This is a genomic window from Rhodococcus sp. P4_F5, from assembly GCF_056401315.1.
Window position 1 is genome coordinate 23,673 of sequence record NZ_JBFUJP010000036.1, and the last position, 26,091, is coordinate 49,763.

Here is a 26,091-nt window from a genome sequence, read left to right on the forward strand (position 1 = left end):
GCGAGCTGCGTCGCCCGGCGGGGCGCACCATCTTCCGGCGGCTGGGCAGGGCCACGGCTGACGTCGGAGGTATCGGGTGGAACTATAGGGGAAGGACAACGGCGTGCCGGTGGCGCGGTCCGCCGAACCGTCCGGCAGGGCCCACTGTGGCCGACAGGCGAAGCTGAGGTGAAGGAACACTGTGAGCGGATTGCGTCTCATGGCCGTGCACGCCCATCCCGACGACGAGTCCAGCAAGGGTGCCGCGACGATGGCCCGGTATTCGGCCGAGGGCAACGACGTGCTGGTGGTCACCCTGACCGGCGGCGAGCGAGGAGACATCCTCAACCCCGCGATGGACGTCCCCGGGGTCCGGAACCGGATCACCGAGGTGCGCAAGGAGGAGATGGCCGAGGCGGCCCGAATCCTCGGCGTGCAGCAGACCTGGCTGGGCTTCATGGACTCCGGACTGCCCGAGGGCGACCCGCTGCCGCCGCTGCCCGAGGGCTGCTTCGCGTTGGTCCCCCTGGAGGAGCCGACCGAGGCGCTGGTGCGTGTCATCCGCGAGTTCCGTCCGCACGTCATGACGACGTACGACGAGAACGGCGGGTACCCGCACCCCGACCACATCCGCTGCCACGAGGTCTCGATGGCGGCATACGACGCCGCCGCGGACCCGGAGCAGTTCCCCGACGCGGGCGAGCCGTGGGAGATCTCGAAGCTCTACTACTCACACGGCTTCATCCGCAAGCGCCTGCAGCTGTTCCAGGAGGAGTACGACCGTCGAGGCGAAGAGTTCCCGATGGCGGAGTGGCTCAAGAAGTGGAAGACCGAGCAGGGCGACCTGATGGCCCGGGTGACCACCCAGATCACCTGCGGTGACCACTTCCCGCAGCGCGACGACGCCCTGCGCGCACACGCCACCCAGATCGACCCGAACGGGTCGTTCTTCGCCGTGCCGCTGGACATCCAGCAGAAGATCTGGCCGACGGAGGAGTTCGAGCTCGCGAAGACCCGCGTGCGCACGGCCATTCCGGAAACCGACCTGTTCGCCGGCATCGACCATGTCGGTGGCGGGCACCACGAGGAGAAGAAGTGATCTTGGCAAGCGCGGCAGTCGACTGGCTGGCGCAGACCCCCGGAACCCCCACCGGACCCGAGTACGGCAAGGCATCGCCGTTCGGCCTGATCCTCATCCTGGTGCTGCTGGCCGGCACCGCGCTGCTGATCCGCTCGATGAACCGCCAGCTCAAGAAGCTGCCGGACACCTTCGAGCCGGAACACCCGGAGGCCGACCAGGCCGCCGACGAGGGCACCGACCGCGGCGCCGCGAAGGCGCCGGAGGCGAAGGACCCCGAGGTGGACGCGCCGGAGACCGGCAAGAAGAAGACCGAACCGCCGACGCAGACGCCCGGCTAGATGAACGCCCAGGACCGCAACGCCCTCGGCGGGGCCACCAGCCCCTACCTGCGGCAACATGCCGACAACCCGGTGCACTGGCAGCAGTGGGGGCCGGAGGCGCTGGCCTGGGCGCGGGAACGGGACGTGCCGATCCTGTTGTCGATCGGCTACGCGGCCTGTCACTGGTGCCACGTGATGGCGCACGAGTCGTTCGAGGACGAGGCGACCGCCGCGGTCATGAACGCGAACTTCGTCTGCGTCAAGGTCGACCGCGAGGAGCGGCCGGACCTCGACGCGGTCTACATGAACGCGACGGTCGCGATGACCGGCCAGGGCGGGTGGCCGATGACCTGCTTCCTGACCCCCGACGCGGAGCCGTTCTACTGCGGTACCTACTACCCGCCCGCGCCGCGCGGAGGGATGCCCTCGTTCGGCCAGCTGCTCGAGGCGATCAGCGACACCTGGCACTCCCGCCGCGGCGACGTGCAGCGCGCGTCCGCACAGATCTCCGCTGAGCTGCAGGCCAGTTCGGCCGGTGTCCCCGGGGGTCAGCTGCCGGTGGACGCGGCCCTGCTCGACGCCGCGGCCGCCGCCGCGCTGCGTGACGAGGACGTCGCCCGCGGCGGCTTCGGCGGCGCCCCGAAGTTCCCGCCCACCGCGCTGCTGGAGGGGCTGCTGCGCGGGTACGAGCGGACCGCGGACGGGGCCCCGCTGGCCGCCGTCGCGCGGACCGCGGAGGCGATGGCCCGCGGCGGCATCTACGACCAGCTCGGCGGCGGCTTCGCCCGGTACGCCGTGGACGCCGACTGGGTGGTTCCGCACTTCGAGAAGATGCTCTACGACAACGCGCAGCTGCTGCGGCTGTACGCGCACCTGGGCCGTCGCACCGGCTCGGCGCTCGCGGTCCGGGTGGCCGAGGAGACCGCCGGGTTCCTGATGCGTGACCTGTCCACGGACAGGGGCGCTTTCGCGTCCGCGCTCGACGCCGACACCGAGGGCGTCGAGGGCCTGACCTATGCGTGGACCCCCGACGAGCTGGCCGCGGTGCTGGGCTTCGAGGACGGCGTCTGGGCGGCAGGGCTGCTCGCGGTGAGTTCCGCGGGCACCTTCGAGGCCGGCACCTCGGTGCTGCAGCTGCCCGCCGATCCCGAGGACTGGTCGCGGTGGGCGACGGTGCGGGCGAAGCTCTTCGAGGCCCGCGCGCGTCGGCCGCAGCCCGCCCGCGACGACAAGGTGGTCACCGCCTGGAACGGGCTCGCGATCACCGCGCTGGCCGAGGCCGGTGCGGGATTCGGCCGCCCGGACTGGGTGGACGCCGCCGCGGACTGCGCGCGGTACCTGCTCGACGCACACCTGGTGGACGGCCGGCTGCGCCGGGCCTCGCTGGGCGGACACGTCGGGGAGGCCGCCGGGGTGCTCGACGACCACGCCTGCCTGGCCACCGGGCTGCTCGCCCTGCACCAGGCGACGGGCGAGGCCGAGTGGCTCACCCGCGCCCAGGAACTGGTGGACCTGGCGATCACGCACTTCGCGGACCCGGCCGAGCCGGGCTGCTGGTTCGACACCGCCGACGACGCCGAACGGCTGATCACCCGGCCGCGGGACCCGTTCGACGGCGCGACCCCGTCCGGGGCCTCGTCGATGGCGGAGGCGCTGCAGCTGGCGGCGTCGCTGTCGGACCCGGAGCGCTCGCCGCGGTACGCCGCCGCGGTCGCGGACACCCTGGACCGGGGCGCGCCGCTGCTGGCCCGGTCGGCGCGGTCGGCGGGGCACTGGCTGGCGGTGGCGGAGGCGTCGGTGCGCGGCCCGATCCAGGTCGCGGTGGCGACGGACGGTGCCGAGACCGGGTTGCTGGACACGGCCCGCCGCGCCGCGCCCGGAGGGGCTGTCGTGGTCGGCGGTGCGCCGGACTCGGTTCCGCTGCTGGCGGACCGCCCGCTCGTCGACGGCGCCCCCGCGGCGTACGTCTGCCGGGGGTCGGTCTGCGACCGGCCGGTGACCGGGGTCGAGGAGCTGCGGGCCGCGCTGGGCAGGTAGTCCGTGACGGCTGTGGCCCGGCGTTCGCGGGTCAGCCGAACACGACCAGCCACACCGCGACGTAGTGGCAGAGCGCGGCGACCACCGTGCCGGCGTGGAAGAACTCGTGATGGCCGAAGGTCGCCGGCCACGGGTTGGGCCACTTCGTCGCGTACAGCACGGCGCCGACGCTGTAGAGGACCCCGCCGACGGCGAGCAGGATCAGCGGCGCCCAGCCGACCTGACCGGCCAGCTCGCCCGCGACGGGCACGATCGCCCAGCCGAGGATCAGGTACAGCGGGACACCGACCCAGCGCGGGGCCGTGGGCCACAGCATCTTCAGGGCCACCCCGGCGAGCGCGCCGGCCCAGACCACGGTCAGCAGGGTGCGGCCGGTCTCCGGCGGCAGCCCGAGCATCGCGAACGGGGTGTAGCTGCCCGCGATGAACAGGAAGATCATCGAGTGGTCGGCGCGCTTCATCCAGATCCGCGCGCGGACCGTCGGCCAGTGCACGCGGTGGTACGTGGCGCTGACGCCGAACACGCCGCACACCGTCGCTGCATAGATGGCGGTGGCGAATCCGGCGCGGGCCGAGACGCCGGCGGCACCGGCCACCAGGACGGCGCCCGCGATGACGGCGACCCCGAATGCCCACAGGTGAATCCAGCCGCGCAGTCGCGGTTTCACCGGAGTGGGGGCCTGGTCAAGTGCGGTCATGTCGCGCTCCCGTGATCGTGACGACGGCCGAACCTACGGTACCGTAGGTTCGGGTTCGGTGGTCACTGTACCGGCCCCGCGGACAGCCGGGGAGGCCGTCGCCGGCGGAATGCGGCGGCCCGCGCGAGGCGCCGGTGCGCGCGGCGTAATGTGACCTCTCGTGGTGATGTCCAGGTGAAGGTGCCGAACCTGCTGTACAGCATCTACGAGCGACGGCTGACCCGAAAACTCGAGGGCCTCCGCACGCCGCGGCACGTCGCGGTGATGTGCGACGGCAACCGCCGATGGGCGCGGGAGAACGGTTTCACCGACGTCGCGCACGGTCACCGGATGGGTGCGCTCAAGATCGCGCAACTGCTGCAGTGGTGCGACGAGGCCGGCATCGAGATGGCCACCATCTACCTGCTCTCCACCGAGAACCTGCGCCGCGAGCCCGAAGAGCTGGACACGCTGCTCGAGATCATCACCGACGTGGTCGAGGAGATCTCGGGCCCCGCGCACAACTGGAGCGTCAAGATCGTCGGCACGCTCGACCTGCTGCCCGACGCGCAGGCGCGCCGGCTGCGCGAGGCGGCCGAGGGCACCCAGGGCGGCACCGGCTGCCACGTGAACGTCGCGGTCGGCTACGGCGGCCGCCAGGAGATCGCCGACGCGGTGCAGTCGCTGCTGAGCGAGAAGCTGCGCGAGGGCCTGACCGGCGACGACCTGGTCAAGGCGATGAGCGTCGAGGGCATCGACGGTCACCTGTACACCTCCGGCCAGCCCGACCCGGACCTGGTGATCCGGACGTCGGGGGAGCAGCGGCTCTCGGGCTTCCTGCTGTGGCAGAGCGCGTACTCCGAGATCTGGTTCACCGAGGCGTACTGGCCTGAGTTCCGCCGCGTCGACTTCCTGCGGGCCCTGCGCGACTACGCGGCCCGGCACCGGCGCTTCGGCGCGTAGGCCGCCCCGCGGCCCGTGCGCCCTTCCGGTAGCGGGCGCTGCCGGAGAGGCGCACGGGCGACGCGGTCGCCTACAGCTTGCGCAGGCGGAGCCGGTTGATCGAGTGGTCGGCGTCCTTGCGGAGCACCAGCGTCGCGCGCGGCCGGGTCGGCAGGATGTTCTCCACCAGGTTCGGGCGGTTGGTGGAGTTCCAGATCTCCTCCGCGGCCACCGTCGCGTGCTCGTCGGAGAGTCCGGAGTAGTGGTGGAAGTGTGCGTTCGGGTCGGCGAACGACGTCTTGCGCAGCGCCAGAAAGCGTTTGACGTACCAGCGTTCGATGTCCTCGATCCGCGCGTCGACGTAGATGGAGAAGTCGAACAGGTCCGAGACCATCAGCCGCGGGCCGGTCTGCAGCACGTTGAGGCCCTCGATGATCAGGATGTCGGGCTGCCGGATGAGGTGGTACTGGCCGGCCAGCACGTCGTACGACCGGTGTGAGTACACCGGCGCTGCAACCTCTTCCGCGCCCGACTTGACCTCGGTGACGAAACGCAGCAGCTTGCGGCGGTCGTAGCTCTCGGGAAAACCCTTGCGGTGCATGATGCCCCGCCGGGTCAGTTCCGCGGTCGAGTAGAGGAATCCGTCGGTGGTCACCAGGTCCACCCGCGGGTGGTGGTCCCAGCGGGCCAGCAGTGCCTGCAGCACGCGGGCGGTGGTCGACTTGCCGACCGCGACACTGCCCGCCACGCCGATCACGAAGGGGACCTGGCGGTCGGGGTGCTTCTCGCCGAGGAAGGTGGCGGTGGCCGCGAAGAGCCGCTGCCGGGCCGCCACCTGCAGGTGGATCAGACGTGAGAGCGGCAGGTACACCTCGGCGACCTCGTCGAGGTCGATCTGCTCGCCCAGACCGCGCAGGCCGAGGAGCTCCTCCTCCGTGAGCACCAGCGGCGTGGACTTACGCAGGGTCCGCCACTGTTTACGGTCGAATTCGACGTACGGGCTGGACTCGCTCACCTTGGCCATGCGCTCACCTCGCGCTCGGTCTGCATGGTCGAATTGTGCGCGTTCCCACACCGGCCGGCTGCGGCGGGTCCGGATTGCGCGCTGTGCCCCGAGGTCCGGGCGCGAGTCCGCCGCCGCGCCGGCCGGGCGGCCCACTACCCTCGGTCCACATGGATCCCGTTGCGTTCGTCCGCGAATACCTGCTGCTGGGACTCGGTTTCGACCGGTTGGAGGAGGGGTTCGTCGACGCCTACACCGGCGACCCGGCGCTGCGTCGTCAGGTGGCGGACGCGCCGGCGCCGCTGCCGAGGGACCTGGCCCGGCGGGCCGCGGAACTGCGCGCCGAGCTGCCCGACGTGGACCTGACCGCGGACCGCGCGGCCTTCCTCGACGTCCACCTGCGCGCGCTCGAGTGCTCCGGCCGCAAGTTCGCCGGCGAGGACATCGGCTTCGTCGACGAGGTGCACGCCTACTTCGACGTCCGCATCGAGCCGGGGTCGGAGGAGGACTACCGGGACGCGCACCGGGCGATGGACGAGGTGCTCGCCGGCGGCGGGGCGGCGGACCCGACGCGGTCGCTGGCCGAACGTCTGCAGGCGCACCGGTCCGCCGACGAGATCCCGCCGGAACGGCTGGCCGAGTGCGTCGAGGCCTTCTCCAGCGCGCTGCGCGACCTGGTCCGCGACCGCTACCCGCTGCCGGAGACCGAGCGCGTCGAGTACGAGGTGGTCGGCGACAAGCCGTGGTCGGGATTCAACTACTACCTGGGGGACTACCGGTCCCGGGTCGCGATCAACTCCGACCTCAAGCAGCACATGGCGAACCTGCCGCACCTGATCGCGCACGAGTCGTACCCCGGCCACCACACCGAGCACTGCCGCAAGGAGGCCGGGCTGGTGGCCGCCGGGCAGCAGGAGCAGACCCTGTTCGTCGTGAACACCCCGCAGTGCCTGATGGCGGAGGGGCTGGCGGACCTGGCGCTGAAGTCGATCGTCGGGGGCACCGGTGGTGCCGGCTGGGGGCTGTGGGCGCAGGAGATCTACGCGGACCTGGGGCTGCGCTTCGACGGCGAGCGGGCGGAGGCGCTCTCGGCGGCGTCGGGCAAGTTGCTCGGGGTCAGGCAGGACGCGGCCCTGCTGCTGCACGACCGCGGCCGTGACCACGACGAGGTCGCCCAGTTCCTGCAGCGCTGGACGCTCACCACGCCGGACCGGGCCCGGCAGTCGCTGCGGTTCCTGTCCTCGCCGCTGTGGCGCGCCTACACCTCCACCTACGTGGAGGGCTACCGGCTGCTCGGGTCCTGGATGGACCGGGGCGCGGACGCGGACGAGCGGTCGGAGCTGTTCCGGCGACTGCTCGACGAGCCGCTGATCCCGTCCGCGCTGCGCTGACGCTCAGCCGCGCGGTGCCCAACCGGCCGGACCGGGTCCGAGGACCTCGAACGATCCGGTGTGCGCGCGGCTGACCTTCACCCGCCTGCTCAGCAGCCATTCGCCGCCGCGCCGGACCCACTCGTCGTGGTAGTCGCCGAGGGTGCAGAACGTCAGGTGCGAGCGGTCGCCCGCGCCGACGTGCATGTCGCTGACGTACGCCCGGCTGGTGGCGGTCTCCCCGTTGACCTCGACGAGGACGTTGCCGAGCAGGTGCTGGGTGGGACCGCACTCGTCGAGGAACGAGCGGATGCTCGCGACGATGTCGGCGAGGCCGGTCAGCTCGCCGGTGCCGAGGTTCGCGGTCGCGTCCGCGAGCACGAGGTCGTCCAGCGCGGCCCAGGCCCGCTCGTCCATGGCCCGGGCGATCCGCGTCAGGGATCGGAGGATCGCGCGTTCGGCGAGCAGGTCCTCGAACGTCGTCTCGGCTGTGGTCATGGGCGCTCCTGGGCGGTCGCGGCGGGCTCGGGCCGGGCGGCCCGGTGGGCACGCTAACCCGGCCGCGCGGGGCCCTCGTCGCTGTGATCTCGATCACCGGGACCGAACTGGGGTAGGACCCGGGGGTTCGTGCTGTTCGCACGGTTCTAGACTGGAAGCGCCCCTGCCCGGCTTCCCTTGGAGAATCTTCGATGACCGCTGTGCCCAGCACCGACGTCAACAACGCTTCGCTCGCCGAACTCGACCCCGAGGTCGCCGCGGCGATGAACGGCGAGCTGGCCCGTCAGCGCGACACCCTCGAGATGATCGCCTCGGAGAACTTCGTGCCGCGCGCGGTCCTGCAGGCGCAGGGCAGCGTGCTCACCAACAAGTACGCCGAGGGCTACCCGGGCCGCCGCTACTACGGCGGCTGCGAGCACGTCGACGTCGTGGAGAACCTCGCGCGTGAGCGTGCCAAGGCCGTCTTCGGCGCCGAGTTCGCCAACGTGCAGCCGCACGCAGGCGCGCAGGCCAACGCCGCGGTGCTGATGGCGCTGATGAACCCGGGCGAGAAGCTGATGGGCATGGACCTCGCGCACGGCGGGCACCTCACCCACGGCATGAAGCTGAACTTCTCCGGCAAGCTGTACCAGGTGGCGTCCTACGGCGTCCGCGAGGACACCCACGTCGTCGACATGGACCAGGTGCGCGAGACCGCGCTGGCCGAGCGTCCGGAGGTGCTGATCGCGGGCTGGTCCGCGTACCCGCGCCACCTCGACTTCGCGGCGTTCCGTTCGATCGCCGACGAGATCGGCGCCAAGCTGTGGGTCGACATGGCGCACTTCGCCGGCCTGGTGGCCGCGGGTCTGCACCCGTCGCCGGTGCCGCACGCCGACGTCGTCTCCACCACCGTGCACAAGACCCTCGGCGGACCCCGCTCCGGCATGATCCTCGCGAAGAAGGAGTGGGCCAAGAAGCTCAACTCCGCGGTCTTCCCGGGCCAGCAGGGCGGGCCGCTGATGCACGCGATCGCCGCGAAGGCCGTCGCGATGAAGATCGCCGCCACCGACGAGTTCAAGGACCGTCAGGCCCGCACCATCGCCGGCTCGAAGATCCTCGCCGAGCGCCTCACCGGCGCCGACGTCGCGGGCAACGGCATCTCCGTGCTGACCGGCGGCACCGACGTGCACCTGGTGCTGGTGGACCTGCGCCACTCACAGCTCGACGGCCAGCAGGGCGAGGACCTCCTGCACGAGATCGGCATCACCGTCAACCGCAACGCCGTGCCGTTCGACCCGCGCCCGCCGATGAACCCGTCGGGCCTGCGCATCGGCACCCCCGCGCTGGCCACCCGCGGCTTCGGCGACGTCGAGTTCACCGAGGTCGCCGACATCATCGGCACCGCGCTGGCCGCCGGCTCCGCCGCCGACGTCCCGGCCCTGCGGGCCCGGGTCTCGAAGCTGGCGCTCGACTTCCCGCTGTACGACGGACTCGAGGGCTGGGGACTGCTCTCCAAGAACGTCTGACGTCACCGACGGCTCGCGCGGCGGCCCGCACTCCCGACGAGGGGGTGCGGGCCGCCGTTCTGGTCGCAGACGTGCACGTCGAGGTCACGGCAACCGCACAGTCGATTCCCGTCCGCGGAGTGCAAGTGTTGACCGATACGCAACACCGGGTGTGACGTCCCGAAACATCCGGGCCCGATGATTGGTGGCGACCTTGATCCGCGGCCGAAGGGATGCACGGACTATGGGCGCACGCCGCGACGGCACCAGTGTCGACACACTCTGCGCGTACTGCGGCGTCGGGTGTGGCCTGGTCCTCGACATCGTCACCGACCCGGAGACGGGACGCCGGAGGGCCGCGAAGTCGTCGGGCCTCGCGTCCCACCCCACGAATTTCGGGCGACTGTGCACGAAGGGCGCCACGACCGCGGACATGCTGGCCGGACCGGGCCGCATGGAGTCGCCGTATCTGCGGCCGGCCCGGGGACAGTCGCTCGAGGCCGCCGACATGGACGCCGTCATCACCGGCACTGCGCAGCGGTTGCGGGCGATCGTCGACGAGCACGGCCCCGATGCGGTGGCCCTGTACGTGTCGGGGCAGATGTCTCTCGAGGCCCAGTACCTGTCGAACAAACTGGCCAAGGGTTTCATCGGCACCAATCAGATCGAGTCGAACTCGCGCCTGTGCATGGCCAGCGCCGGCACCGGGTACAAGCAGTCCCTCGGCGCCGACGGGCCGCCCGGTTCGTACCAGGACTTCGAGCACGCCGACGTCTTCTTCGTGACCGGCGCCAACATGGCCGACTGCCACCCGATCTTGTTCCTGCGGATGATGGATCGGGTCAAGGCCGGAGCGAAGCTGATCGTCGTCGACCCCCGGCGCAGCGCCACCGCGGACAAGGCCGACCTGTTCCTGCAGGTTGCGCCGGGCACCGACCTCGCGCTGCTCAACGGACTCCTGCATCTGCTCGTCGAGAACGGTCACACCGATCCGGAGTTCATCGACGACTTCACAGAGGGCTGGGAGGTGATGCCCAGCTTCCTCGAGGAGTTCACCCCGGACAAGGTCAGTGAGATCACCGGAATCCCGGCGGCGGACATCCGCACCGCCGCGCAGTGGATCGGTGAGGCCGGCAACTGGATGAGCTGCTGGACAATGGGTTTGAACCAGAGCACGCACGGGACCTGGAACACCAACGCGATCTGCAACCTGCACCTCGCCACCGGTGCGATCTGCCGGCCCGGCAGTGGCCCGTTCTCCCTGACCGGCCAGCCGAACGCCATGGGCGGGCGCGAAATGGGTTACATGGGACCGGGTCTGCCCGGCCAACGCGCGGTGATGTTCGACGACGACCGCGAGTTCGTCGAGGACCGGTGGGGAATCCCCCGCGGATCGCTGCGCACCGACATCGGCGGCGGGACGATCGACATGTTCTCCCGGATGGCCGCCGGCGAGATCAAGGCCTGCTGGATCATCTGCACCAATCCCGTTGCGACGGTGGCCAACCGCAAGACCGTCCTCGACGGACTCGAGAAGGCCGAACTCGTCGTCACCCAGGACGCGTTCCTCGGCACCGAGACCAACGAGTACGCCGACGTGCTGCTCCCGGCGGCGCTGTGGACCGAGTCCGACGGGGTGATGATCAACTCCGAACGCAACCTGACCCTGTTCCAGCAGGCCCTGGCCCCGGTCGGGCAGGCGCTGCCGGACTGGCAGATCATTGCCCGGATTGCCTGCGAGATGGGCTACGCGGACGCGTTCACCTACACCTGCGCGGAGGAGGTGTTCGAGGAGATCAAGCGGTTCTGGAATCCCAAGACCGGCTACGACCTGCGGGGGATCACCTACGAGCGCCTTCGCGAGAGCCCGGTCCAGTGGCCGTGCCCACCCGACAGCGATCAGGACCGTCACCCCATCCGATACCTCAACGACGGCGTGAGCCAGCGGCTTCTCGTCGGGGAGGACGGCGCCGCGCCGCGACTCGCGTTCCCCACCGCCAGTGGCCGCGCGATGTTCTTCGCCCGGCCGCACCTGCCGCCCGCCGAAATGCCCGACGACGACTACCCGTTCCTGCTCAACACCGGCCGTCTCGCGCACCAGTGGCACACCATGACCAAGACCGGCAAGGTAGCCAAGCTCAACAAACTCAATCCGGGGCCGTTCATCGAAATCCACCCCGACGACGCCGCCCGCCTCGGTGTCACCGACAAGGACGCGATCGAGGTGTCCTCGCGTCGCGGACGCGCGGTGTTGCCGGCCCTGGTCACCGATCGGGTGCGTCCCGGGAACTGCTTCGCGCCGTTCCACTGGAACGACTCCTTCGGCGAGTACCTGTCCATCAACGCGGTCACCAACGACGCGATCGATCCCGCCTCGCAACAGCCGGAGTTCAAGGCCTGTGCCGTGACCCTGACCAAGGTTGCCGTGTCCACACCCGAGGCCACACCCACCGAGACCGCCGATGCGCCGGAGACAACTCCCGCCGCCGCGTCCGCGCCGCCCGCCGCCGCGGACGGCGGTTCGTCGCGACTCGACGTCCTCGCCGCCGTCCTCGGGCAGACCGATACGCCGGCAGTCGAGTTCGACCCGTTGGAGAAGCTCTACCTCGCCGGACTCCTGGCGGCACTGCGGTCGGACGCGGGTCGGACCCCCGGCGTGCCGACCCTGCCCGCGAACACCCCGTTCGATGCCGGCAAACGGATGTGGGTCGACGGCGTCCTGGCCGGGCTGTTTTCGCGCACCGCGGTCCCCGGGGGCGAACGGCCCGAGCCGTCCCCCGGCGCCCCGCGGACGGTTCCGGCGGAGGTGCCCGTTCCCTGGCGGGCCCCGATCGTGGTGCTCTGGGCCTCGCAGACCGGTACGGCCGAAGAATTCGCCGCCTCCTGCGTCGCCCGGCTCGGCGAGGCCGGCCTGCCCGTGGTGATGCACGGCATGGAGGAGTTCGCGCCGGCCGACCTGCCGACGACACGCGAGCTCCTCCTGGTCACCAGTACCACCGGCGACGGCGAACCGCCGGACAACGGCAGCGGCCTGTGGGACGTCCTGAGCTCGGACACCGCGCCGCGCCTGACCGAGATGCGCTACGCCGTCATCGCTTTCGGCGACTCCAACTACGACGACTTCTGCGGACACGGCCGAAAGCTCGACGACCGACTCGCCGAGCTCGGCGCCACCCGCATCGTCGGCCGCGTCGACTGCGAACCCGACTACGAAGAGTCCGCCGCCGGGTGGCTGGACGCGGTGGCGGTCGCACTGCAGAACCCGACGGCGTCGATCGGCGGAGGGGCGGATCGCGACGCCGGCGCGGACGATTCCAGGACGGAGGTCAGCGCCCGCACGGTGACGGCACCCAGCGAAACGCGCCAGTACAGCAAGAAGTCGCCGCTGGTCACCTCGCTGACGCGCAACGTGGTCCTCAACCGGCCCGGGTCGACGAAGGACGTGCGGCAGTTCGGCTTTCACCTACCGCCGGGCACCGTCAGCTACGAGGCCGGCGACGCACTCGGGGTCTGGCCCCGCAACAGCAGCCCGTTCGTCGACGAATGGCTCGCCGTCACCGGACTCGACGGGGATGCCACCGTCGAACTCGCCGAGCACGGTGCGATGACGCTGCGCACCGCCCTCGTCGAACGCCTGGAGATCACCCGCCTGACCGGCGACCTGCTCCGGTTCGTGCAACAGCGCACCGCGGACGCCGACCTTGCGGAACTGATGAAGCCGGAGAACAAGTCCGCTCTCAAGGACTGGTCGTGGGGGCGCCAGTCCGTCGACGTGCTCGGCCAGTCCTCGGTTCGCGCCTCCGTCGACGAGTGGCTCACCGTCCTGAAACCCCTTCAGCCGCGGCTGTACTCGATCTCCTCCAGCCCGAAGGCAAGCCCCCGCGAGGTGCAGCTGACGGTCTCCGCCGTTCGGTACAACGTCGCGGGCGTCCCGCGGCGAGGGGTGTGCTCGACGTACCTCGCCGACTACGCCGACCGCGACGACATCGGAATCTACGTGCAGAAGTCCAGTCACTTCCGTCCCCCGGCCGACTCCGAGACCCCGATGATCATGGTCGGGCCGGGCACCGGCATCGCCCCCTTCCGCGCGTTCCTGCACGAGCGACGAGCATTGGGACACACCGGACCGAACTGGCTGTTCTTCGGCGAGCAACACGCCGCGACCGACTTCTACTACCGCGAAGAGATCGAGGAGCTACGCAGGGACGGGTTCCTCACCGAACTCGACGTCGCGTTCTCCCGCGACCAGTCCGCGAAGGTCTACGTCCAGGACCGGATGCGCGAACGTGGGGCGCTGCTGTGGGACTGGCTGCAGAACGGTGCCCACTTCTACGTCTGTGGAGACGCGGCCAGGATGGCCAAGGACGTGAACGTCGCCCTCAACGGCATCGTCGCGCAGTTCGGCAGGCTCGCCCCCCGCAGCGCCGAGGCGTACGTCAAGGCCCTCGCCGCGGAGAAGCGGTACGTGCGTGACGTCTACTGACCCACCGGATCGAACCGCTGTGGACGAGACGGTGGCCCGCAGGCGCAGCTCTCGGCGGTTACGTCCCACCCGACGTTTACACAACGTTCATCGTGTTGGTCCGACAGGTGTGTGGCCCGCCGTCGTAGCGTTCAGGTCAACGGGTGGTGCAGAAGCCGCCCGTCCGGGAGGTTCGAATCGTGACTGACTTGTTCAGGGCGAAGGGGCCGGCGCCCGGCCCCTGTGGGACGTAAGTCCCACCCGGACCGAACGGCCCAGYGAACGCCGCTTGCGCGGGTGCCGCGCAGGTCGAGGAGCCACCGTGACCGAATCCCGCTCCGTCCGCACCTACGTCCTCGACACCTCGGTCCTGCTCTCGGATCCCTGGGCTGTCACGCGATTCGCCGAGCACGAAGTGGTGCTGCCGCTGGTCGTGATCAGCGAGCTCGAGGGCAAGCGTCACCACCACGAGCTCGGATGGTTTGCGCGAGAATCACTTCGGATGCTCGACGACCTGCGGATCGAACACGGGAGACTGGACCGGCCGGTGCCGATCGGCACCGAGGACGGAACGCTGCAGGTCGAGTTGAACCACACCGACCCGGCCGTGCTGCCGGTCGGGTTCCGGAGCGACTCGAACGACTCCCGGATCCTGGCGTGCGCCCTCAACCTGGCGGCCGAGGGCCGGGACGTGGTGCTGGTGAGCAAGGACATCCCGCTCCGGGTCAAGGCGGGCGCGGTGGGCCTGCCGGCCGACGAGTACCACGCCCACGACGTGGTGGCGTCCGGGTGGACGGGCATGGCGGAGCTCGAGGTCGACTCGGCACGCATCGACGAGTTGTTCGGCGAGGGTGTCGTCGACCTGGACGACGCGCGGGACCTGCCCTGCCACACCGGGATCCGGCTGATCGGCGGCCGCTCCAGCGCCCTCGGTCGGGTCACCCCGGACAAGCGCGTGCAGTTGGTGCGGGGCGAGCGTGAGGCGTTCGGGCTGCACGGCCGCTCGGCCGAACAGCGGATCGCCCTGGACCTGCTGCTGGACGAGAGCATCGGCATCATCTCCCTCGGCGGCAAGGCGGGCACCGGGAAGTCGGCGCTGGCGTTGACGGCGGGACTGGAGGCGGTGCTCGAACGCCGGTCGCATCGCAAGGTGGTGGTGTTCCGCCCGCTGTACGCGGTCGGCGGCCAGGAACTGGGCTACCTGCCGGGCAGCGAGAGCGAGAAGATGGGGCCGTGGGCGCAGGCGGTCTTCGACACCCTCGACGGCCTCGCCAGCCCGGAGGTGATGGACGAGGTGATCGCCCGCGGCATGCTGGAGGTCTTGCCGCTCACCCACATTCGCGGTCGGTCCCTGCACGACTCCTTCGTCATCGTGGACGAGGCGCAGTCCCTCGAGCGCAACGTGCTGCTGACCGTGCTCTCCCGGCTGGGTAGCGGGTCACGGGTGGTCCTGACCCACGACGTCGCGCAGCGGGACAACCTGCGCGTCGGCCGGCACGATGGGGTCGCCGCGGTGATCGAGAAGCTCAAGGGGCATCCGCTGTTCGCGCATGTCACGCTCACCCGCAGCGAGCGTTCGCCGATCGCGGCACTGGTGACGGAGATGCTCGAGGAGTTCGGCCCCACCGCCTGACCGGGACTGTTCGACCCGGTGCCGCATCGGTCAGGCCGATGCGGCACCGGGCGTCCGGGTCAGGACTCGGTCGACGGCTCCAGCGGTCCGAGTTCCGCGGTCAGGACCTCCTGCACGACACGCATCGCGGCCAGCCCGGCCGGTGCCCCGCAGTAGGCGCTGGCGTGGATCACCGTTTCGACGATCTCGGTGCGGGTCAACCCGTTTCGCAGCGCGCCGCGGACGTGGCCACGCAGTTCGTTCTCCGCCCGCAGGGCGATCAGCATGCCCAGGTTGATCAGGCTGCGACTGCGGCGGTCGAGGCCGGGGCGCGTCCAGACCGACCCCCACACGTTCGCGGTGACGAACTCCTGAAGTGCCTCGCCGTCCGTTCCCCGGGTGCGCTCGAAGGCCGCGTCCACGAAGTCCGCACCCATGACCTCGGTGCGGACCGCGAGCCCGGCGTCGAATGCGGGGGAGGTGGGGGAGATGGAGGTGTCGTCCTGATTGCTCATTTGACCTGGTCTTTCCGTGGGTAGTCCGGCGGCACCGTCGCGGGCGCCGCACCCGGAATCGTACCCGTGGAGCGTCCGTGGCCCGGGGCCGCCGGGAGGGGCCGCTACTGGCCGCGCGCCGACCGGAGCGTGCCGGTCACGGCGCCGAGAAGGACGTTGCGCCAACTGAAGTAGTCCCGCCACACGGCGATCTTCCCGTCGCGGATCTCGAAGGTGCCGCACACCCAGAAGGTCGAACGCAGCGGGCCGAGTGTCAGCGTGTCCGTCCGCTCGACGAGCACCGCGTCGCCGTCGCTGGCGATGTGGTGCACGACGGCCTCGAACCGGCACCGTGGCCGGGCCGCGGCCCGCAGCGCCCGGGTGACCGTCGGCAGCCCCCGGAGGGTGGGCAGCGTCGTGTTCCGCCACACCACGTCCGGGGTGAGAAACGTACCGGCACGAGGGACGTCGAGTGCGTCGAGTGCGGCGAAGAAGTCGGTCACCGTCGCCACGGCGGCGTCACGACGGTCGGTCGATGCGGTGGGATCCACGGGTGCTCCTGGGGACGGTGCCGGGCCCGGTCGGGCCAGGTAGAGCCTATCGGGGTTGACGGGGCCTGTGACTCACGTCACGATGTCCTGATGCGGAGAGCGGGTAGCGCGGTCCTCTCGGTTGTCGTCGCGACGTTGCTCGCCCTGCTGTGTGCGCCACACGCGGTCGCGCAGGGTCCGTGGTTCGACCACGCGGTCGGCTCCGCGAACCAGGTGATCGCCGTCCGCGGCTCGGGTGCGGGTGCCACCGTCGAGGCCTGGCAGCGCTCCCCGCTCGGCTGGCACCGGATCTCGCCGGCGATTCCCGCGGAGGTGGGGGCCGCGGGTTTCGCGGCGGAGGCGGCGGACGGCGTGCCGGCCACTCCGGAGGGCGTGTTCAGCCTCGACGCGGCGTTCGGCACCCAGCCGTCCCCGGGCGGCGGGCTGCCCTACCGGGTGGTGGGCCCGGACGACTGGTGGGACGGCGACCAGCAGAGCCCGACCTACAACACCCACCAGGTGTGCCCACCCGGCAGCTGCGGCTTCGACGAGTCGCAGGGCGAGCAGCTCGCGATCCCGGCCTACCGCTACGCGGTGGTGATGGGCGTCAACGCGGAGCGGCGGCCGGGTGGGGGCGGCGCGTTCTTCCTGCACGTGGCCAACGGCCAGCCCACCGAGGGCTGCGTCGCCGTCGACGAGGCCCCGCTGGTGTGGTTGATCCGCTGGCTGCGGCCCGGCGCGGTCATCGCGATCACGGCGTGAGGAGACTCTTGTGGCTGGTGACCGGTCCACCCCGTCGGCGGACGCGAAGTCCGTCGCGGTACGGAGCGTCGAGCTCATGGCCGCGGGCGGCCGCGACGACTTCGGTGCCGTCATCCATCCGGACGCCGTCAACCGCGAGAGTGTGACCGAGCCGCCGCGGACCCGGGGCCGCGGGCCGGACGCGTGGCACGCGACCGCGCTGTGGCTCCGCCGGGCATTCGCGGACCTGAGGTTCGAGGTTCGGCATGTGGCTGCGGACGGCGACCTGGTGGCGGTGGAGGTGGCCATGAGCGGCCGCCAGGTCGGGCAGTTCCTGACCTACGACGCGGACGGCGAGGTCGACCAGGCGTTTCCGTCGACCGGCGGGAGTTTCACTGTCCTCCAATCGCATTGGGTCCGCATCGAGGACGGACTGGTCGTCGAGCACTGGGCGACGCGGGACGACCTCGGCCTGGCGCAGCAGCTCGGGTGGATACCGCCCAACCCGGTCTACCTGGCGCGGATGGCGTGGGCCCGGCGTCGGGCACGGAAGGCGCCACCCGGCTGAGGTGCGCGGCCCCTTGTCCGGCCGGGATCGGGCGTGGCGCTCACTCCTCGACCTTCGCCATGGCGAGCACATCGAGGCGTTGGTCGAGCTCTGCCTCGGAGAGCGTGTCGCCGATCAGTCCACGGTCGATCACGGTCTGCCGGATCGTCTTCTTCTCCTTCAGCGCCTGCTTGGCGACGGCGGCCGCCTCCTCGTAGCCGATCGCGGAGTTCAGGGGCGTGACGATGGACGGGGACGACTCGGCGAGGGTCCGCAGGCGCTCGGTGTCGGCCTCGAGTCCGGCAACGCACCGGTCGGCGAACAGCCGGGAGACGTTGGCCAGCAACCGAAACGACTCGAGCAGGTTGCGCGCCATCACCGGGATGTACACGTTGAGCTCGAAGGCGCCCGCCGCGCCGCCCCAGGCGACGGTGGCGTCGTTCCCGATCACCTGCGCCGCGACCTGGGTGACGGCCTCGGGCAGTACCGGGTTGACCTTGCCGGGCATGATCGAGCTGCCGGGCTGCAGGTCCGGCAGGTGCAGCTCGCCCAGTCCGGTCAGCGGTCCGGAGCCCATCCACCGGATGTCGTTGGCGATCTTTGTCAGTGACACCGCGACGGTGCGCAGCGCGCCGGACGCCTCCACCAGGCCGTCGCGCGCGGCCTGCGCCTCGAAGCTGTTCCGCGCCGGGGTCAGGGAGTCCAGTCCGGTCGACTTGACAAGTTCTGCAACAACTTTGGGCCCGAACCCGTCGGGGGCGTTGAGTCCGGTGCCGACCGCGGTGCCGCCGATCGGCAGCTCGCCGAGGCGGGGGAGTGTCGCCATGACGCGTTCGACGCCCGCCTCGATCTGCCGGGCGTAGCCGCCGAACTCCTGGCCGAGGGTGACCGGGACAGCGTCCATCAGGTGGGTGCGGCCGGACTTGACCACGGTCCGCCACTCCTCAGACTTGTCGCCGAGGGCCAGACGCAGGTGGTCGAGCGCGGGGATCAGGTGGGTGACCGCGGCCTCGGTCGCGGCGACGTGCGTCGCGGTGGGGAACGTGTCGTTGGAGGACTGCGACATGTTCACGTGGTCGTTGGGGTGCACCTCGACCCCGTGGGCCAGGGCGATGCTCGCGATGACCTCGTTGGCGTTCATGTTCGAGCTGGTGCCGGACCCGGTCTGGAAGACGTCGATCGGGAACTGGTCGTCGTGGCGGCCGTCGGCGATCTCGTTGGCGGCGGCGACGATGGCGTCGGCCTTGTCGGCGTCGAGCAGCCCGAGGTCCTTGTTGACCTGCGCGCACGCGGCCTTGAGCAGACCCATCGCGCGGATCTGGGCGCGTTCGAGGCCGCGGCCGCTGATCGGGAAGTTCTCGACGGCGCGCTGAGTCTGCGCGCGCCAGAGTGCGTCCTTGGGGACCCGGACCTCGCCCATGGTGTCGTGCTCGATCCGGAACTGCGATTCGCTGTTGTCCGTCATGCCAACCAAGCTTGCCACCAGAAACAACTGTCCGCGCCCTCCTCCGATCGAGACCGGGGGAGGGCGCGGACAGCGGGCGGATCAGAAGGTGGGCGGAACCGCGCCCTCTTCGCCGTCGAAGTCGACGGACGAGTACTCGCGCAGCTTCTCGAGGCGGTGGTACGCGTYGATCATGCGCACGGTGCCGGACTTGCTGCGCATCACGATGGACTGGGTGCTCGCGCCGCCACCGTAGTAGCGGACGCCGCGCAGCAGGTCGCCGTCGGTGACGCCGGTCGCGGTGAAGAAGACGTTCTCGCCGGAGACCAGGTCCTCGGTGAGCAGCACGCGGTCCAGGTCGTGGCCCGCGTCGATCGCCTTCTGGCGCTCGTCGTCGTCGGTCGGGGCGAGCCTGCCCTGCAGTGCGCCGCCCATGCAGCGCATCGCGGCCGCGGCGATGATGCCCTCGGGGGTGCCGCCGATGCCGACCAGCATGTCGGTGCCGGACTCGGGGCGGGCCGCCGCGATGGCGCCGGCCACGTCGCCGTCCGAGATCAGCCGGATGCGGGCGCCGGTCGCGCGGACCTCCGCGATCAGCTGGGCGTGGCGGGGCCGGTCCAGGATGCAGACGGTGACGTCGGAGACCGACGCCTTCTTGACCTTCGCGACCCGCTTGATGTTCTCGGCCATCGGCGCGGTGATGTCGATGACGTCGGCGGCGTCCGGGCCGACGGCGATCTTCTCCATGTAGAACACGGCGGACGGGTCGAACATCGCGCCGCGCTCGGCGACGGCCAGCACGGAGATCGCGTTCGGCATGCCCTTGGACATCAGCGTGGTGCCGTCGACCGGGTCGACCGCGAAGTCGCAGTCGGGGCCGTCGCCGTTGCCGACCTCCTCGCCGTTGAACAGCATGGGCGCCTCGTCCTTCTCGCCCTCACCGATCACGACGACGCCGCGCATGGACACGCTGCTCACGAGCTGACGCATCGCGTCGACGGCCGCGCCGTCCCCGCCCTCCTTGTCGCCCTTGCCGACCCAGCGACCGGCCGCCAGTGCGCCTGCCTCGGTGACGCGCACCAACTCGAGTGCGAGGTTGCGGTCGGGGGCCTCGCGGCGACTCGATGGGGTGCTGGCCGTCATGGGCAGTGCCTCCTTGCACGCGACGCTGTTGGCGTCGGCATAGGTTTCTTCTCCGGGGAGAATGTGGTCTCGAAGCGTGATTGTCTCATCACGGGTCGGACCAATTCGTCGTCGGGTTACGGCTCCCGGGTCAGTGACCAGCCGCTGCTCAGGTCGCGGGCGAGTTCGGGCGCGCGCCGAACGACCCGCTGCCGGTCCATGAAGGCGCCGAACGGCTGCGACAGCACCGCCTGCGCCGGCTGCGGGCCGCCGGCGACCAGGCGCGCGTAGGCCACCGCGGTGTCGCTCGCGATGTACTGCCACCGCGGGGCGCGGTCGGCCCAGTTGAAGCCGGGGAGCGGGGCCTGCAGTCGGAAGCCGGCACCGGTCACCGACAGGGGGGAGACCACCCCCGGCGCCTGCGCGCCCGGGATCGCGGGCTGCGCGGCCACGGTGGTGACGTAGGCCAGCACCCGGCCGACGCCGTCGCGGCCCGCGGCCGTGGCGTCCCACTGGTCGGCGACGATCTGGTTCTGCTCCCGGTCGGCCATCCGCAGCGTGGCATCGACGAGGCCGGCGGGGGTGCCCGAGAAGATCGCGTCCCACGCGGCCCGGGCGTTGTCGTCGAGCAGGCCCGCCGCGCCGAGTTCCTCGACGGCCGGGCGGCCCGCCTCCAGGTAGGCCTCGTGCATGGGCACCATGTCGAAGTAGATGTGCTTCTGCATGATCAGCAGGCGCTTCTGGTACCAGTCCAGGTCCGCCGTCGTGGTGGCCGGGCCCAGCACGGCGAGGGCCCGCACGTCCGGGGGAAGCGCTGCCGCGGCGTCGGCGGGCAGCGACGCGACGGCCCCGGCGACGGCGGTCCCGAGGGTGTGGACGGCGTCGACGGCGACCAGGTCGCGGCCCATGTCGAGGTCCCAGAAGCCGGCGGCGAAGGACGCGCCGGCCATGCCTGCCATGCCCGCCCAGTTCAGTTCGCCGCGTTCACGCTGGTAGCGGCCGTAGTTCGAGTACACCCGCTCGACCAGGTCGGCGTTCGCGACGAAGCCCGCGTTCGGGTCCCAGCCGGCCAGGTCGATGCCCGACGCCGCGGTGCCGCGGGCGAGCCAGTACTGGTGCAGCAGCGCGGCGTAGCGGGTCGGCGGGACGCCGTCGGCGCGGGCCGCACTCAGGGCCGCGTCGAGCGCCCCGGGGTCGGTGGGCAGGCGGGGGTCGAGGCCGCCGGCGAGCTCGGCGTCCGAGTTGGCGGGCACGAGGTCGAGGAGGCCGGCGTAACCGGCCGGGGCGCCGGTGGCCGTGGCGGTGGTCGTGGTGGCCACCGCCACGACACCGAGCAGCGCGACGACTGTTCGTCGCCGCCAGCGGGCGCGACGCGACGGGCGGGCGGTCTCGGTCGCACTCATGCTGCGATTGAACAACATGTATGTGACTGTCGGTACCGGATTCGCCGCACACGGGAACCGGCACGAGCGCGACCGCGGCCTACTGGGATACTGGTGCCCGTGGCCGCCGACAAACCCCGAATTCTGCACAACAACCGCGACATGCTGCTCTCGATGCTGCCGTTGGTGCTGATCTGTCTGGTCATCGCGGGTATCGCGAGCCAGTGCACGCTCAGCCCCGGCGGACCGACGCCGGGTCAGGTGCCGCACGTCGACATCAACGCGGTGCTCAAGTACGACGCCCGCGACCTCGGGTTCCCGATCCGCAACCCGGGCGTGCCCGAGGGCTGGCAGCCGAACTCCGGCAGCCGCGGCACCGTCGCAGGCGATCACGGCGGCGACGTCAGCACCGTCGGCTTCATCACCGACAAGGGTCGCTTCGTGCAGCTGACCCAGAGCTCGGCGAGCGAGGAGACGCTGGTGCCGTGGGTGGCCGGCGACAACCGCAGCCCGTCCGGCGCGGAGCAGGTCGGCGCAGAATCGTGGACGCTCTACCCCCAGGAGGGCAGCGAGCAGATCTGGGTCACCGACCTCGGCGACGTGCGCGTCCTGCTCACCGGCAGCGGGTCGACGGAGGAGTTCACCACGCTCGCCGACGCGGTCGGTGCGGCGCAGCCCATCATTCCCTGACGCGCCCGTCGCACCGGCCGGCCGGGACTCGGCCGGCCGGGGCGGGACTAGTCGGACCCGGACTCGTCGGCGTGGGAGAGGGCCTTCTCGACCCGGGCCCGCGCACCCGCGAGGTGTTCCTCGCAGCGCTCGGCCAGGGCCTCGCCCCGCTCCCACAGCGCCAGCGAGTGGTCCAGGTCCAGTCCGCCCTGCTCGAGCATCTTGACCACCTCGGCCAGCTGGTCGCGCGCGGCCTCGTAGCCGAGTTCCGCCACCGGTTCGTTCACTTCTTCTCTCCTGACTTGTCGCGGCCCATGACGGCCGCGATGACCGCGCCGTCGCCCACTCGTACCCGCAGCTGGGTGCCGGGCGGTGCGTCGTCCACGAACCGCAGCACCTCGGGATCGGCGCCCGGCACCATCTTCTGCACCACCGCGTAGCCGCGGGCCAGCGTCGCCGCCGGCCCCAACGTGGTCAGCCGCGCGGCGAGGTGCTCGACGACCGTCGCCTGGCCGTCGAGGAGTCGGGTGACGTCCCGGCGCCCCGCCGCCCGTAGCCGGTCGACGTCCTCGGCGCGGCGTTCCACGGCGGCCAACGGGTCGGCCAGCACCGGTCGGCTGCGCAGGTCCGCGAGCGAGCGCGCCTCGCGGGCCACCCAGTTCCGCAGGGCCGCGGCCCCGCGGGAGCGGAACTCCGAGACCAGCGCCTGCTCGGCGGCGGCGTCGGGCACCACCCGCTTGGCCGCGTCGGTGGGGGTGGCGGCGCGGACGTCGGCGACGTGGTCGCACAGCGGGTTGTCCGGTTCGTGGCCGATCGCGCTGACCACCGGGGTGGTGCACTTGGCGATGGCGCGACACAGCGTCTCGTCGGAGAACGGCAGCAGATCCTCGACGCTGCCGCCGCCGCGCGCGAGCACGATCACGTCGACCTCGGGGTTCTCGTCGAGTTCGCCGAGCGCCGCCACGATCTGCGCGGTCGCGGTCGGTCCCTGCACCGCGGTGTTCCGGACCTCGAACCGGACGGCCGGCCACCGAGTTCCGGCGACGCTGAGGACGTCGCGTTCGGCGGCGCTGGCCCGGCCGGTGATCAGCCCGACGGTGCGCGGCAGGAACGGCAGCGGGCGCTTGAGGCGGGGGTCGAACAGGCCCTCGGCGTTCAGGAGGGCACGCAGGCGCTCGATCCTGGCCAGCAGCTCGCCGATGCCCACCGCCCGGATCTCGGTCACGCGCAGCGAGATGGTGCCGCGTCCGGTGTAGTACGACAGCTTCCCGAACATCACCACCCGGCTGCCCTCGGTCAGCGGGACGGGGGAGTCGCGGATCAGGGTGGGCGAGCAGGTCACCGACAGCGACATGTCGGCGGACGCGTCGCGCAGCACCAGGAACGCGGTGCGGGTGCCGGGGCGGACGTTGATCTGGGTGATCTGACCCTCGACCCAGATGCTGCCGAGTCGGTCGATCCACTGCGCGACCTTCGTCGAGACCGACCGCACCGGCCACGGGTTCTCGGCCGAGTTCGACGTCTGCGCGGCCGGCGGGCCGCCCGGCCGGCTGGTCTGGGCGGAAGTCACTTGGYGGTGGCGGTGGTGATCCGGTTGCCGAGCATCGTCTGGAACGGGGCCCGGGACCGGGCGGCGTTCTCGTACTCGAGCAGTGCGGTGAGCTCCGGGACGGACAGGGAGCGCAGCCGCGCGCGCAGCTGGGCCAGGGTGAGGTTGTCGTAGTCCAGGTACTCGGCGATCTCCGGCGCGGCGGCCGCACCGCCGGTCCCCGCCTCGGGTTTCGGCGATGCCGGCGTCGCCGCGGGTGCGACCAGGTCGGCGTCGGCGCCGGCCGGCATCGAGTAGAGCTCGAACCGGCCCTGGTTGGCGGGCTTGGCGGAGGTGGCACCGTTTCCGGTGGCCGTCGCCTTGCCGTTGGCCGGGGTGGGCGCCTCGTCCTCGTCGAACGTCGCCCACGTCGGCTGCTCCTGGTCGGTGTGGAACAGCACCGACAGCGCCTCGTCGCCCTTGATGGCCAGCGCCGTGACCGACTGCTGAACCCGCATGGTCGTCTGCAGCATCTGGCTGACCGCCGTCATCGGCAGCGAGACCGCCGTGCTCGGCAGCTTCTGTACCTCTTCGACGACGGTGACGGCGATCCCGGCGGCCACTCGGGCGGCGAAAGGAGGACGAATCATGGTCCTAGCCTGCCTCACCGACGCCCCGATGGGTAGCCGACCGGGCCGTCCACGCCTGATCCGACCGCACCCGAGTGGCCCCCGTACCCTTGAGGCATGTCTTCTGCTGTCCCCTTGAACCTGGGTATCGCCCGTTCCGGTACTTCCGCGACGGGTACCACCGGCAAGCGCATCCTGCTCGCGGAGCCGCGTGGGTACTGCGCCGGCGTCGACCGCGCCGTCGAGACGGTGGAGCGGGCGCTGGAGAAGCACGGCGCGCCGCTCTACGTCCGCAAGGAGATCGTGCACAACCGGCACGTGGTCGAGACGCTGACCGAGCGGGGCGTCGTCTTCGTCGACGAGACCGACGAGGTTCCGGAGGGTTCGGTCCTGGTGTTCTCCGCGCACGGGGTGTCCCCGGCCGTGCACGAGGCCGCGGCGGAGCGCAGCCTGCACACCATCGACGCCACCTGCCCGCTGGTCACCAAGGTGCACCAGGAGGTCAAGCGGTTCGCCCGCGACGACTACGACATCCTGCTGATCGGGCACGAGGGTCACGAAGAGGTCGAGGGGACCGCGGGTGAGGCGCCCGAGCGCGTGCAACTGGTCGACGGCCCCGACTCGGTGGAGGCGATCACCGTCCGGGACGAGTCGAAGGTGATCTGGCTCTCGCAGACGACGCTGAGCGTCGACGAGACGATGGCGACGGTCGCGCGACTCCGCGAGAAGTTCCCGCTGCTGCAGGACCCGCCGAGCGACGACATCTGTTACGCCACCCAGAATCGTCAGGTCGCGGTGAAGGCGATGGCGCCGGAGTGCGATCTGGTGATCGTGGTGGGGTCGCGGAACTCGTCGAACTCGGTCCGGCTGGTGGAGGTCGCGCTGGGCGCCGGCGCGAAGGCCAGCTACTTGGTCGACTACGCCCGCGAGATCGACCTCGGGTGGCTGGACGGGGTGCAGACGGTGGGCATCACCTCGGGCGCCTCGGTGCCGGAGATCCTCGTCAGTGGGGTCATCGAGTTGCTCGCCGGACACGGTTTCCAGGACGTGCAGTCCGTGACGACGGCAAACGAGACGCTGGTGTTCTCGCTGCCGCGCGAACTCCGGAAGCCCGCGACACCGAGCGTCTAGCCCGGACCGGCCGCCGCGGCGCTCCTACGGAGCGTCGTGCCGGTCGCGGTACCGGACCTGCGGGAGCGGATGGACCGGGACGTCGGGGTCGGCCGGCTGGGTGTACTGATCGGCCGCGTGTCCGACCGGTTCCGACTGACGGGCGTACTGCCGGGTGGCCGGTTCCGGCCGGAGCCTGGCCGCGGGCACCGGAGCGGACGCGGGCCGGAACGGTTCACGCGGCGACCCGCCGGTGGACGCGGCGCGGTAGGAGCGTCGATCGCCCTCCACGTCCAGTCGCCGGTCCCGGTCGAACTGATCGGTCAGGTCGAACTGACCGCTGTCGAGTTGGGGCTCGGCGACCCGGCGCCGCGCTCCGGTGGAGTTCTCGCCGCCGCGGGTGCGACGGCCCGACTGCGCTTGGACCTGGG

Annotated in this window: 23 protein-coding genes and 1 pseudogene; 12 read left to right on the forward strand and 12 right to left on the reverse strand. The window is 71.2% G+C overall.

From position 1 onward, the window contains the following. Nucleotides 1-181 precede the first annotated feature (181 nt). The 3 genes from mca to AC1DU4_RS15720 are packed head-to-tail and all read left to right on the forward strand — an operon-like array spanning nucleotide 182 to nucleotide 3,417. Nucleotides 182-1,078, forward strand: coding sequence for a mycothiol conjugate amidase Mca (mca, locus tag AC1DU4_RS15710; protein ID WP_477841322.1), 897 nt, complete (start codon nucleotides 182-184; stop codon nucleotides 1,076-1,078). Then, a complete protein-coding gene (locus AC1DU4_RS15715; RefSeq protein WP_477841324.1) occupies nucleotides 1,075-1,398 on the forward strand; it encodes a hypothetical protein in 324 nt (107 codons plus the stop codon). Before mca ends, AC1DU4_RS15715 begins: the two co-directional genes overlap by 4 nt. Next, nucleotides 1,399-3,417: a thioredoxin domain-containing protein gene (locus AC1DU4_RS15720; protein WP_477841326.1), complete on the forward strand. Its 2,019-nt coding sequence runs from the start codon at nucleotides 1,399-1,401 to the stop codon at nucleotides 3,415-3,417. It begins immediately after the preceding gene. Nucleotides 3,418-3,448: 31 nt separating this feature from the next. On the opposite strand, the gene trhA is transcribed toward AC1DU4_RS15720, so the two are convergent. Continuing rightward, nucleotides 3,449-4,114, reverse strand: a complete 666-nt coding sequence (gene trhA, locus AC1DU4_RS15725; RefSeq protein WP_477841328.1) for a PAQR family membrane homeostasis protein TrhA — start codon at nucleotides 4,112-4,114, stop codon at nucleotides 3,449-3,451. 174 nt (nucleotides 4,115-4,288) lie between these two features. Here trhA and AC1DU4_RS15730 point away from each other — a divergent pair, with 174 nt between their 5' ends. Continuing rightward, nucleotides 4,289-5,056 (forward strand): isoprenyl transferase, encoded by a 768-nt coding sequence (locus tag AC1DU4_RS15730; RefSeq protein ID WP_072846719.1) that lies wholly within the window; start codon nucleotides 4,289-4,291, stop codon nucleotides 5,054-5,056. A gap of 70 nt (nucleotides 5,057-5,126) precedes the next feature. Here AC1DU4_RS15730 and coaA read toward each other — a convergent pair whose 3' ends face one another. After that, nucleotides 5,127-6,059, reverse strand: a complete 933-nt coding sequence (gene coaA, locus AC1DU4_RS15735) for a type I pantothenate kinase (RefSeq protein ID WP_072846718.1) — start codon at nucleotides 6,057-6,059, stop codon at nucleotides 5,127-5,129. A 149-nt stretch (nucleotides 6,060-6,208) separates the two neighbouring features. Between coaA and AC1DU4_RS15740 the strand changes: the two genes are divergently transcribed. After that, complete coding sequence (locus AC1DU4_RS15740; protein ID WP_477841330.1) at nucleotides 6,209-7,429, forward strand: DUF885 domain-containing protein; 1,221 nt, start codon at nucleotides 6,209-6,211, stop codon at nucleotides 7,427-7,429. Between the two features lie 3 nt (nucleotides 7,430-7,432). Here the strand turns inward: AC1DU4_RS15740 and AC1DU4_RS15745 are convergent, their stop codons facing one another. Further along, nucleotides 7,433-7,906 (reverse strand): nuclear transport factor 2 family protein, encoded by a 474-nt coding sequence (locus AC1DU4_RS15745; protein WP_477841332.1) that lies wholly within the window; start codon nucleotides 7,904-7,906, stop codon nucleotides 7,433-7,435. Between the two features lie 191 nt (nucleotides 7,907-8,097). Between AC1DU4_RS15745 and glyA the strand changes: the two genes are divergently transcribed. The 3 genes from glyA to AC1DU4_RS15760 all read left to right on the forward strand — a co-directional run bounded on the left by glyA (nucleotide 8,098) and on the right by AC1DU4_RS15760 (nucleotide 15,485). Next, nucleotides 8,098-9,411, forward strand: a complete 1,314-nt coding sequence (glyA, locus tag AC1DU4_RS15750) for a serine hydroxymethyltransferase (protein ID WP_477841334.1) — start codon at nucleotides 8,098-8,100, stop codon at nucleotides 9,409-9,411. A 223-nt stretch (nucleotides 9,412-9,634) separates the two neighbouring features. Continuing rightward, on the forward strand, nucleotides 9,635-13,873 hold the full coding sequence (locus AC1DU4_RS15755) for a molybdopterin-dependent oxidoreductase (protein ID WP_477841336.1): 4,239 nt from the start codon (nucleotides 9,635-9,637) through the stop codon (nucleotides 13,871-13,873). A 301-nt stretch (nucleotides 13,874-14,174) separates the two neighbouring features. After that, nucleotides 14,175-15,485 (forward strand): PhoH family protein, encoded by a 1,311-nt coding sequence (locus AC1DU4_RS15760; protein ID WP_477841338.1) that lies wholly within the window; start codon nucleotides 14,175-14,177, stop codon nucleotides 15,483-15,485. A gap of 59 nt (nucleotides 15,486-15,544) precedes the next feature. On the opposite strand, the gene AC1DU4_RS15765 is transcribed toward AC1DU4_RS15760, so the two are convergent. Then, nucleotides 15,545-15,979, reverse strand: coding sequence for a carboxymuconolactone decarboxylase family protein (locus tag AC1DU4_RS15765; RefSeq protein WP_072846712.1), 435 nt, complete (start codon nucleotides 15,977-15,979; stop codon nucleotides 15,545-15,547). A gap of 104 nt (nucleotides 15,980-16,083) precedes the next feature. Then, nucleotides 16,084-16,509 (reverse strand): limonene-1,2-epoxide hydrolase family protein, encoded by a 426-nt coding sequence (locus AC1DU4_RS15770; protein WP_477841340.1) that lies wholly within the window; start codon nucleotides 16,507-16,509, stop codon nucleotides 16,084-16,086. Between the two features lie 90 nt (nucleotides 16,510-16,599). On the opposite strand from AC1DU4_RS15770, the gene AC1DU4_RS15775 reads away from it, so the two are divergent. Then, nucleotides 16,600-17,250 (forward strand): L,D-transpeptidase family protein, encoded by a 651-nt coding sequence (locus tag AC1DU4_RS15775; RefSeq protein ID WP_477841341.1) that lies wholly within the window; start codon nucleotides 16,600-16,602, stop codon nucleotides 17,248-17,250. A gap of 10 nt (nucleotides 17,251-17,260) precedes the next feature. Continuing rightward, on the forward strand, nucleotides 17,261-17,797 hold the full coding sequence (locus AC1DU4_RS15780) for an ester cyclase (protein WP_477841343.1): 537 nt from the start codon (nucleotides 17,261-17,263) through the stop codon (nucleotides 17,795-17,797). A 40-nt stretch (nucleotides 17,798-17,837) separates the two neighbouring features. Here the strand turns inward: AC1DU4_RS15780 and AC1DU4_RS15785 are convergent, their stop codons facing one another. The 3 genes from AC1DU4_RS15785 to AC1DU4_RS15795 all read right to left on the reverse strand — a co-directional run bounded on the left by AC1DU4_RS15785 (nucleotide 17,838) and on the right by AC1DU4_RS15795 (nucleotide 21,745). Continuing rightward, nucleotides 17,838-19,241, reverse strand: a complete 1,404-nt coding sequence (locus AC1DU4_RS15785; protein WP_477841345.1) for a class II fumarate hydratase — start codon at nucleotides 19,239-19,241, stop codon at nucleotides 17,838-17,840. A gap of 81 nt (nucleotides 19,242-19,322) precedes the next feature. Beyond that, entirely contained in the window at nucleotides 19,323-20,363 is a 1,041-nt protein-coding gene (gene glpX / locus AC1DU4_RS15790; RefSeq protein WP_477841347.1) for a class II fructose-bisphosphatase, read from the reverse strand. Between the two features lie 116 nt (nucleotides 20,364-20,479). Then, nucleotides 20,480-21,745: a hypothetical protein gene (locus AC1DU4_RS15795; protein WP_477841349.1), complete on the reverse strand. Its 1,266-nt coding sequence runs from the start codon at nucleotides 21,743-21,745 to the stop codon at nucleotides 20,480-20,482. Nucleotides 21,746-21,844: 99 nt separating this feature from the next. Here AC1DU4_RS15795 and AC1DU4_RS15800 point away from each other — a divergent pair, with 99 nt between their 5' ends. Continuing rightward, nucleotides 21,845-22,414, forward strand: a complete 570-nt coding sequence (locus AC1DU4_RS15800; RefSeq protein ID WP_477841351.1) for a DUF4245 domain-containing protein — start codon at nucleotides 21,845-21,847, stop codon at nucleotides 22,412-22,414. 47 nt (nucleotides 22,415-22,461) lie between these two features. Here AC1DU4_RS15800 and AC1DU4_RS15805 read toward each other — a convergent pair whose 3' ends face one another. The 3 genes from AC1DU4_RS15805 to AC1DU4_RS15815 are packed head-to-tail and all read right to left on the reverse strand — an operon-like array spanning nucleotide 22,462 to nucleotide 24,571. Next, nucleotides 22,462-22,680, reverse strand: a complete 219-nt coding sequence (locus AC1DU4_RS15805) for an exodeoxyribonuclease VII small subunit (protein ID WP_072846708.1) — start codon at nucleotides 22,678-22,680, stop codon at nucleotides 22,462-22,464. Further along, on the reverse strand, nucleotides 22,677-23,963 hold the full coding sequence (xseA, locus tag AC1DU4_RS15810) for an exodeoxyribonuclease VII large subunit (protein ID WP_477841353.1): 1,287 nt from the start codon (nucleotides 23,961-23,963) through the stop codon (nucleotides 22,677-22,679). Before xseA ends, AC1DU4_RS15805 begins: the two co-directional genes overlap by 4 nt. Continuing rightward, nucleotides 23,960-24,571 carry a lipid droplet-associated protein gene (locus AC1DU4_RS15815; protein WP_477841355.1) on the reverse strand — a complete coding sequence of 204 codons (612 nt, stop codon included), beginning with the start codon at nucleotides 24,569-24,571 and terminating at the stop codon, nucleotides 23,960-23,962. The genes xseA and AC1DU4_RS15815 overlap by 4 nt, the downstream gene beginning before the upstream one ends. 96 nt (nucleotides 24,572-24,667) lie before the next feature. Between AC1DU4_RS15815 and AC1DU4_RS15820 the strand changes: the two genes are divergently transcribed. Further along, nucleotides 24,668-25,681: a 4-hydroxy-3-methylbut-2-enyl diphosphate reductase gene (locus AC1DU4_RS15820; RefSeq protein ID WP_477841357.1), complete on the forward strand. Its 1,014-nt coding sequence runs from the start codon at nucleotides 24,668-24,670 to the stop codon at nucleotides 25,679-25,681. A gap of 24 nt (nucleotides 25,682-25,705) precedes the next feature. Here AC1DU4_RS15820 and AC1DU4_RS15825 read toward each other — a convergent pair. Then, nucleotides 25,706-26,091 (reverse strand): annotated as a pseudogene (locus AC1DU4_RS15825) (hypothetical protein); the annotation flags it as partial.

What these genes read in the sequence shown, in the direction of transcription:
- AC1DU4_RS15795 (WP_477841349.1), bottom strand. Translation starts at nt 21,745, where the DNA reads ATGAGTGCGACCGAGACCGCCCGCCCGTCGCGTCGCGCCCGCTGGCGG.
- AC1DU4_RS15720 (WP_477841326.1), top strand. Translation starts at nt 1,399, where the DNA reads ATGAACGCCCAGGACCGCAACGCCCTCGGCGGGGCCACCAGCCCCTAC.
- AC1DU4_RS15765 (WP_072846712.1), bottom strand. Translation starts at nt 15,979, where the DNA reads ATGAGCAATCAGGACGACACCTCCATCTCCCCCACCTCCCCCGCATTC.
- trhA (WP_477841328.1), bottom strand. Translation starts at nt 4,114, where the DNA reads ATGACCGCACTTGACCAGGCCCCCACTCCGGTGAAACCGCGACTGCGC.
- AC1DU4_RS15820 (WP_477841357.1), top strand. Translation starts at nt 24,668, where the DNA reads ATGTCTTCTGCTGTCCCCTTGAACCTGGGTATCGCCCGTTCCGGTACT.
- coaA (WP_072846718.1), bottom strand. Translation starts at nt 6,059, where the DNA reads ATGGCCAAGGTGAGCGAGTCCAGCCCGTACGTCGAATTCGACCGTAAA.
- AC1DU4_RS15745 (WP_477841332.1), bottom strand. Translation starts at nt 7,906, where the DNA reads ATGACCACAGCCGAGACGACGTTCGAGGACCTGCTCGCCGAACGCGCG.
- AC1DU4_RS15755 (WP_477841336.1), top strand. Translation starts at nt 9,635, where the DNA reads ATGGGCGCACGCCGCGACGGCACCAGTGTCGACACACTCTGCGCGTAC.
- AC1DU4_RS15740 (WP_477841330.1), top strand. Translation starts at nt 6,209, where the DNA reads ATGGATCCCGTTGCGTTCGTCCGCGAATACCTGCTGCTGGGACTCGGT.
- AC1DU4_RS15785 (WP_477841345.1), bottom strand. Translation starts at nt 19,241, where the DNA reads ATGACGGACAACAGCGAATCGCAGTTCCGGATCGAGCACGACACCATG.
- AC1DU4_RS15775 (WP_477841341.1), top strand. Translation starts at nt 16,600, where the DNA reads ATGCGGAGAGCGGGTAGCGCGGTCCTCTCGGTTGTCGTCGCGACGTTG.
- glyA (WP_477841334.1), top strand. Translation starts at nt 8,098, where the DNA reads ATGACCGCTGTGCCCAGCACCGACGTCAACAACGCTTCGCTCGCCGAA.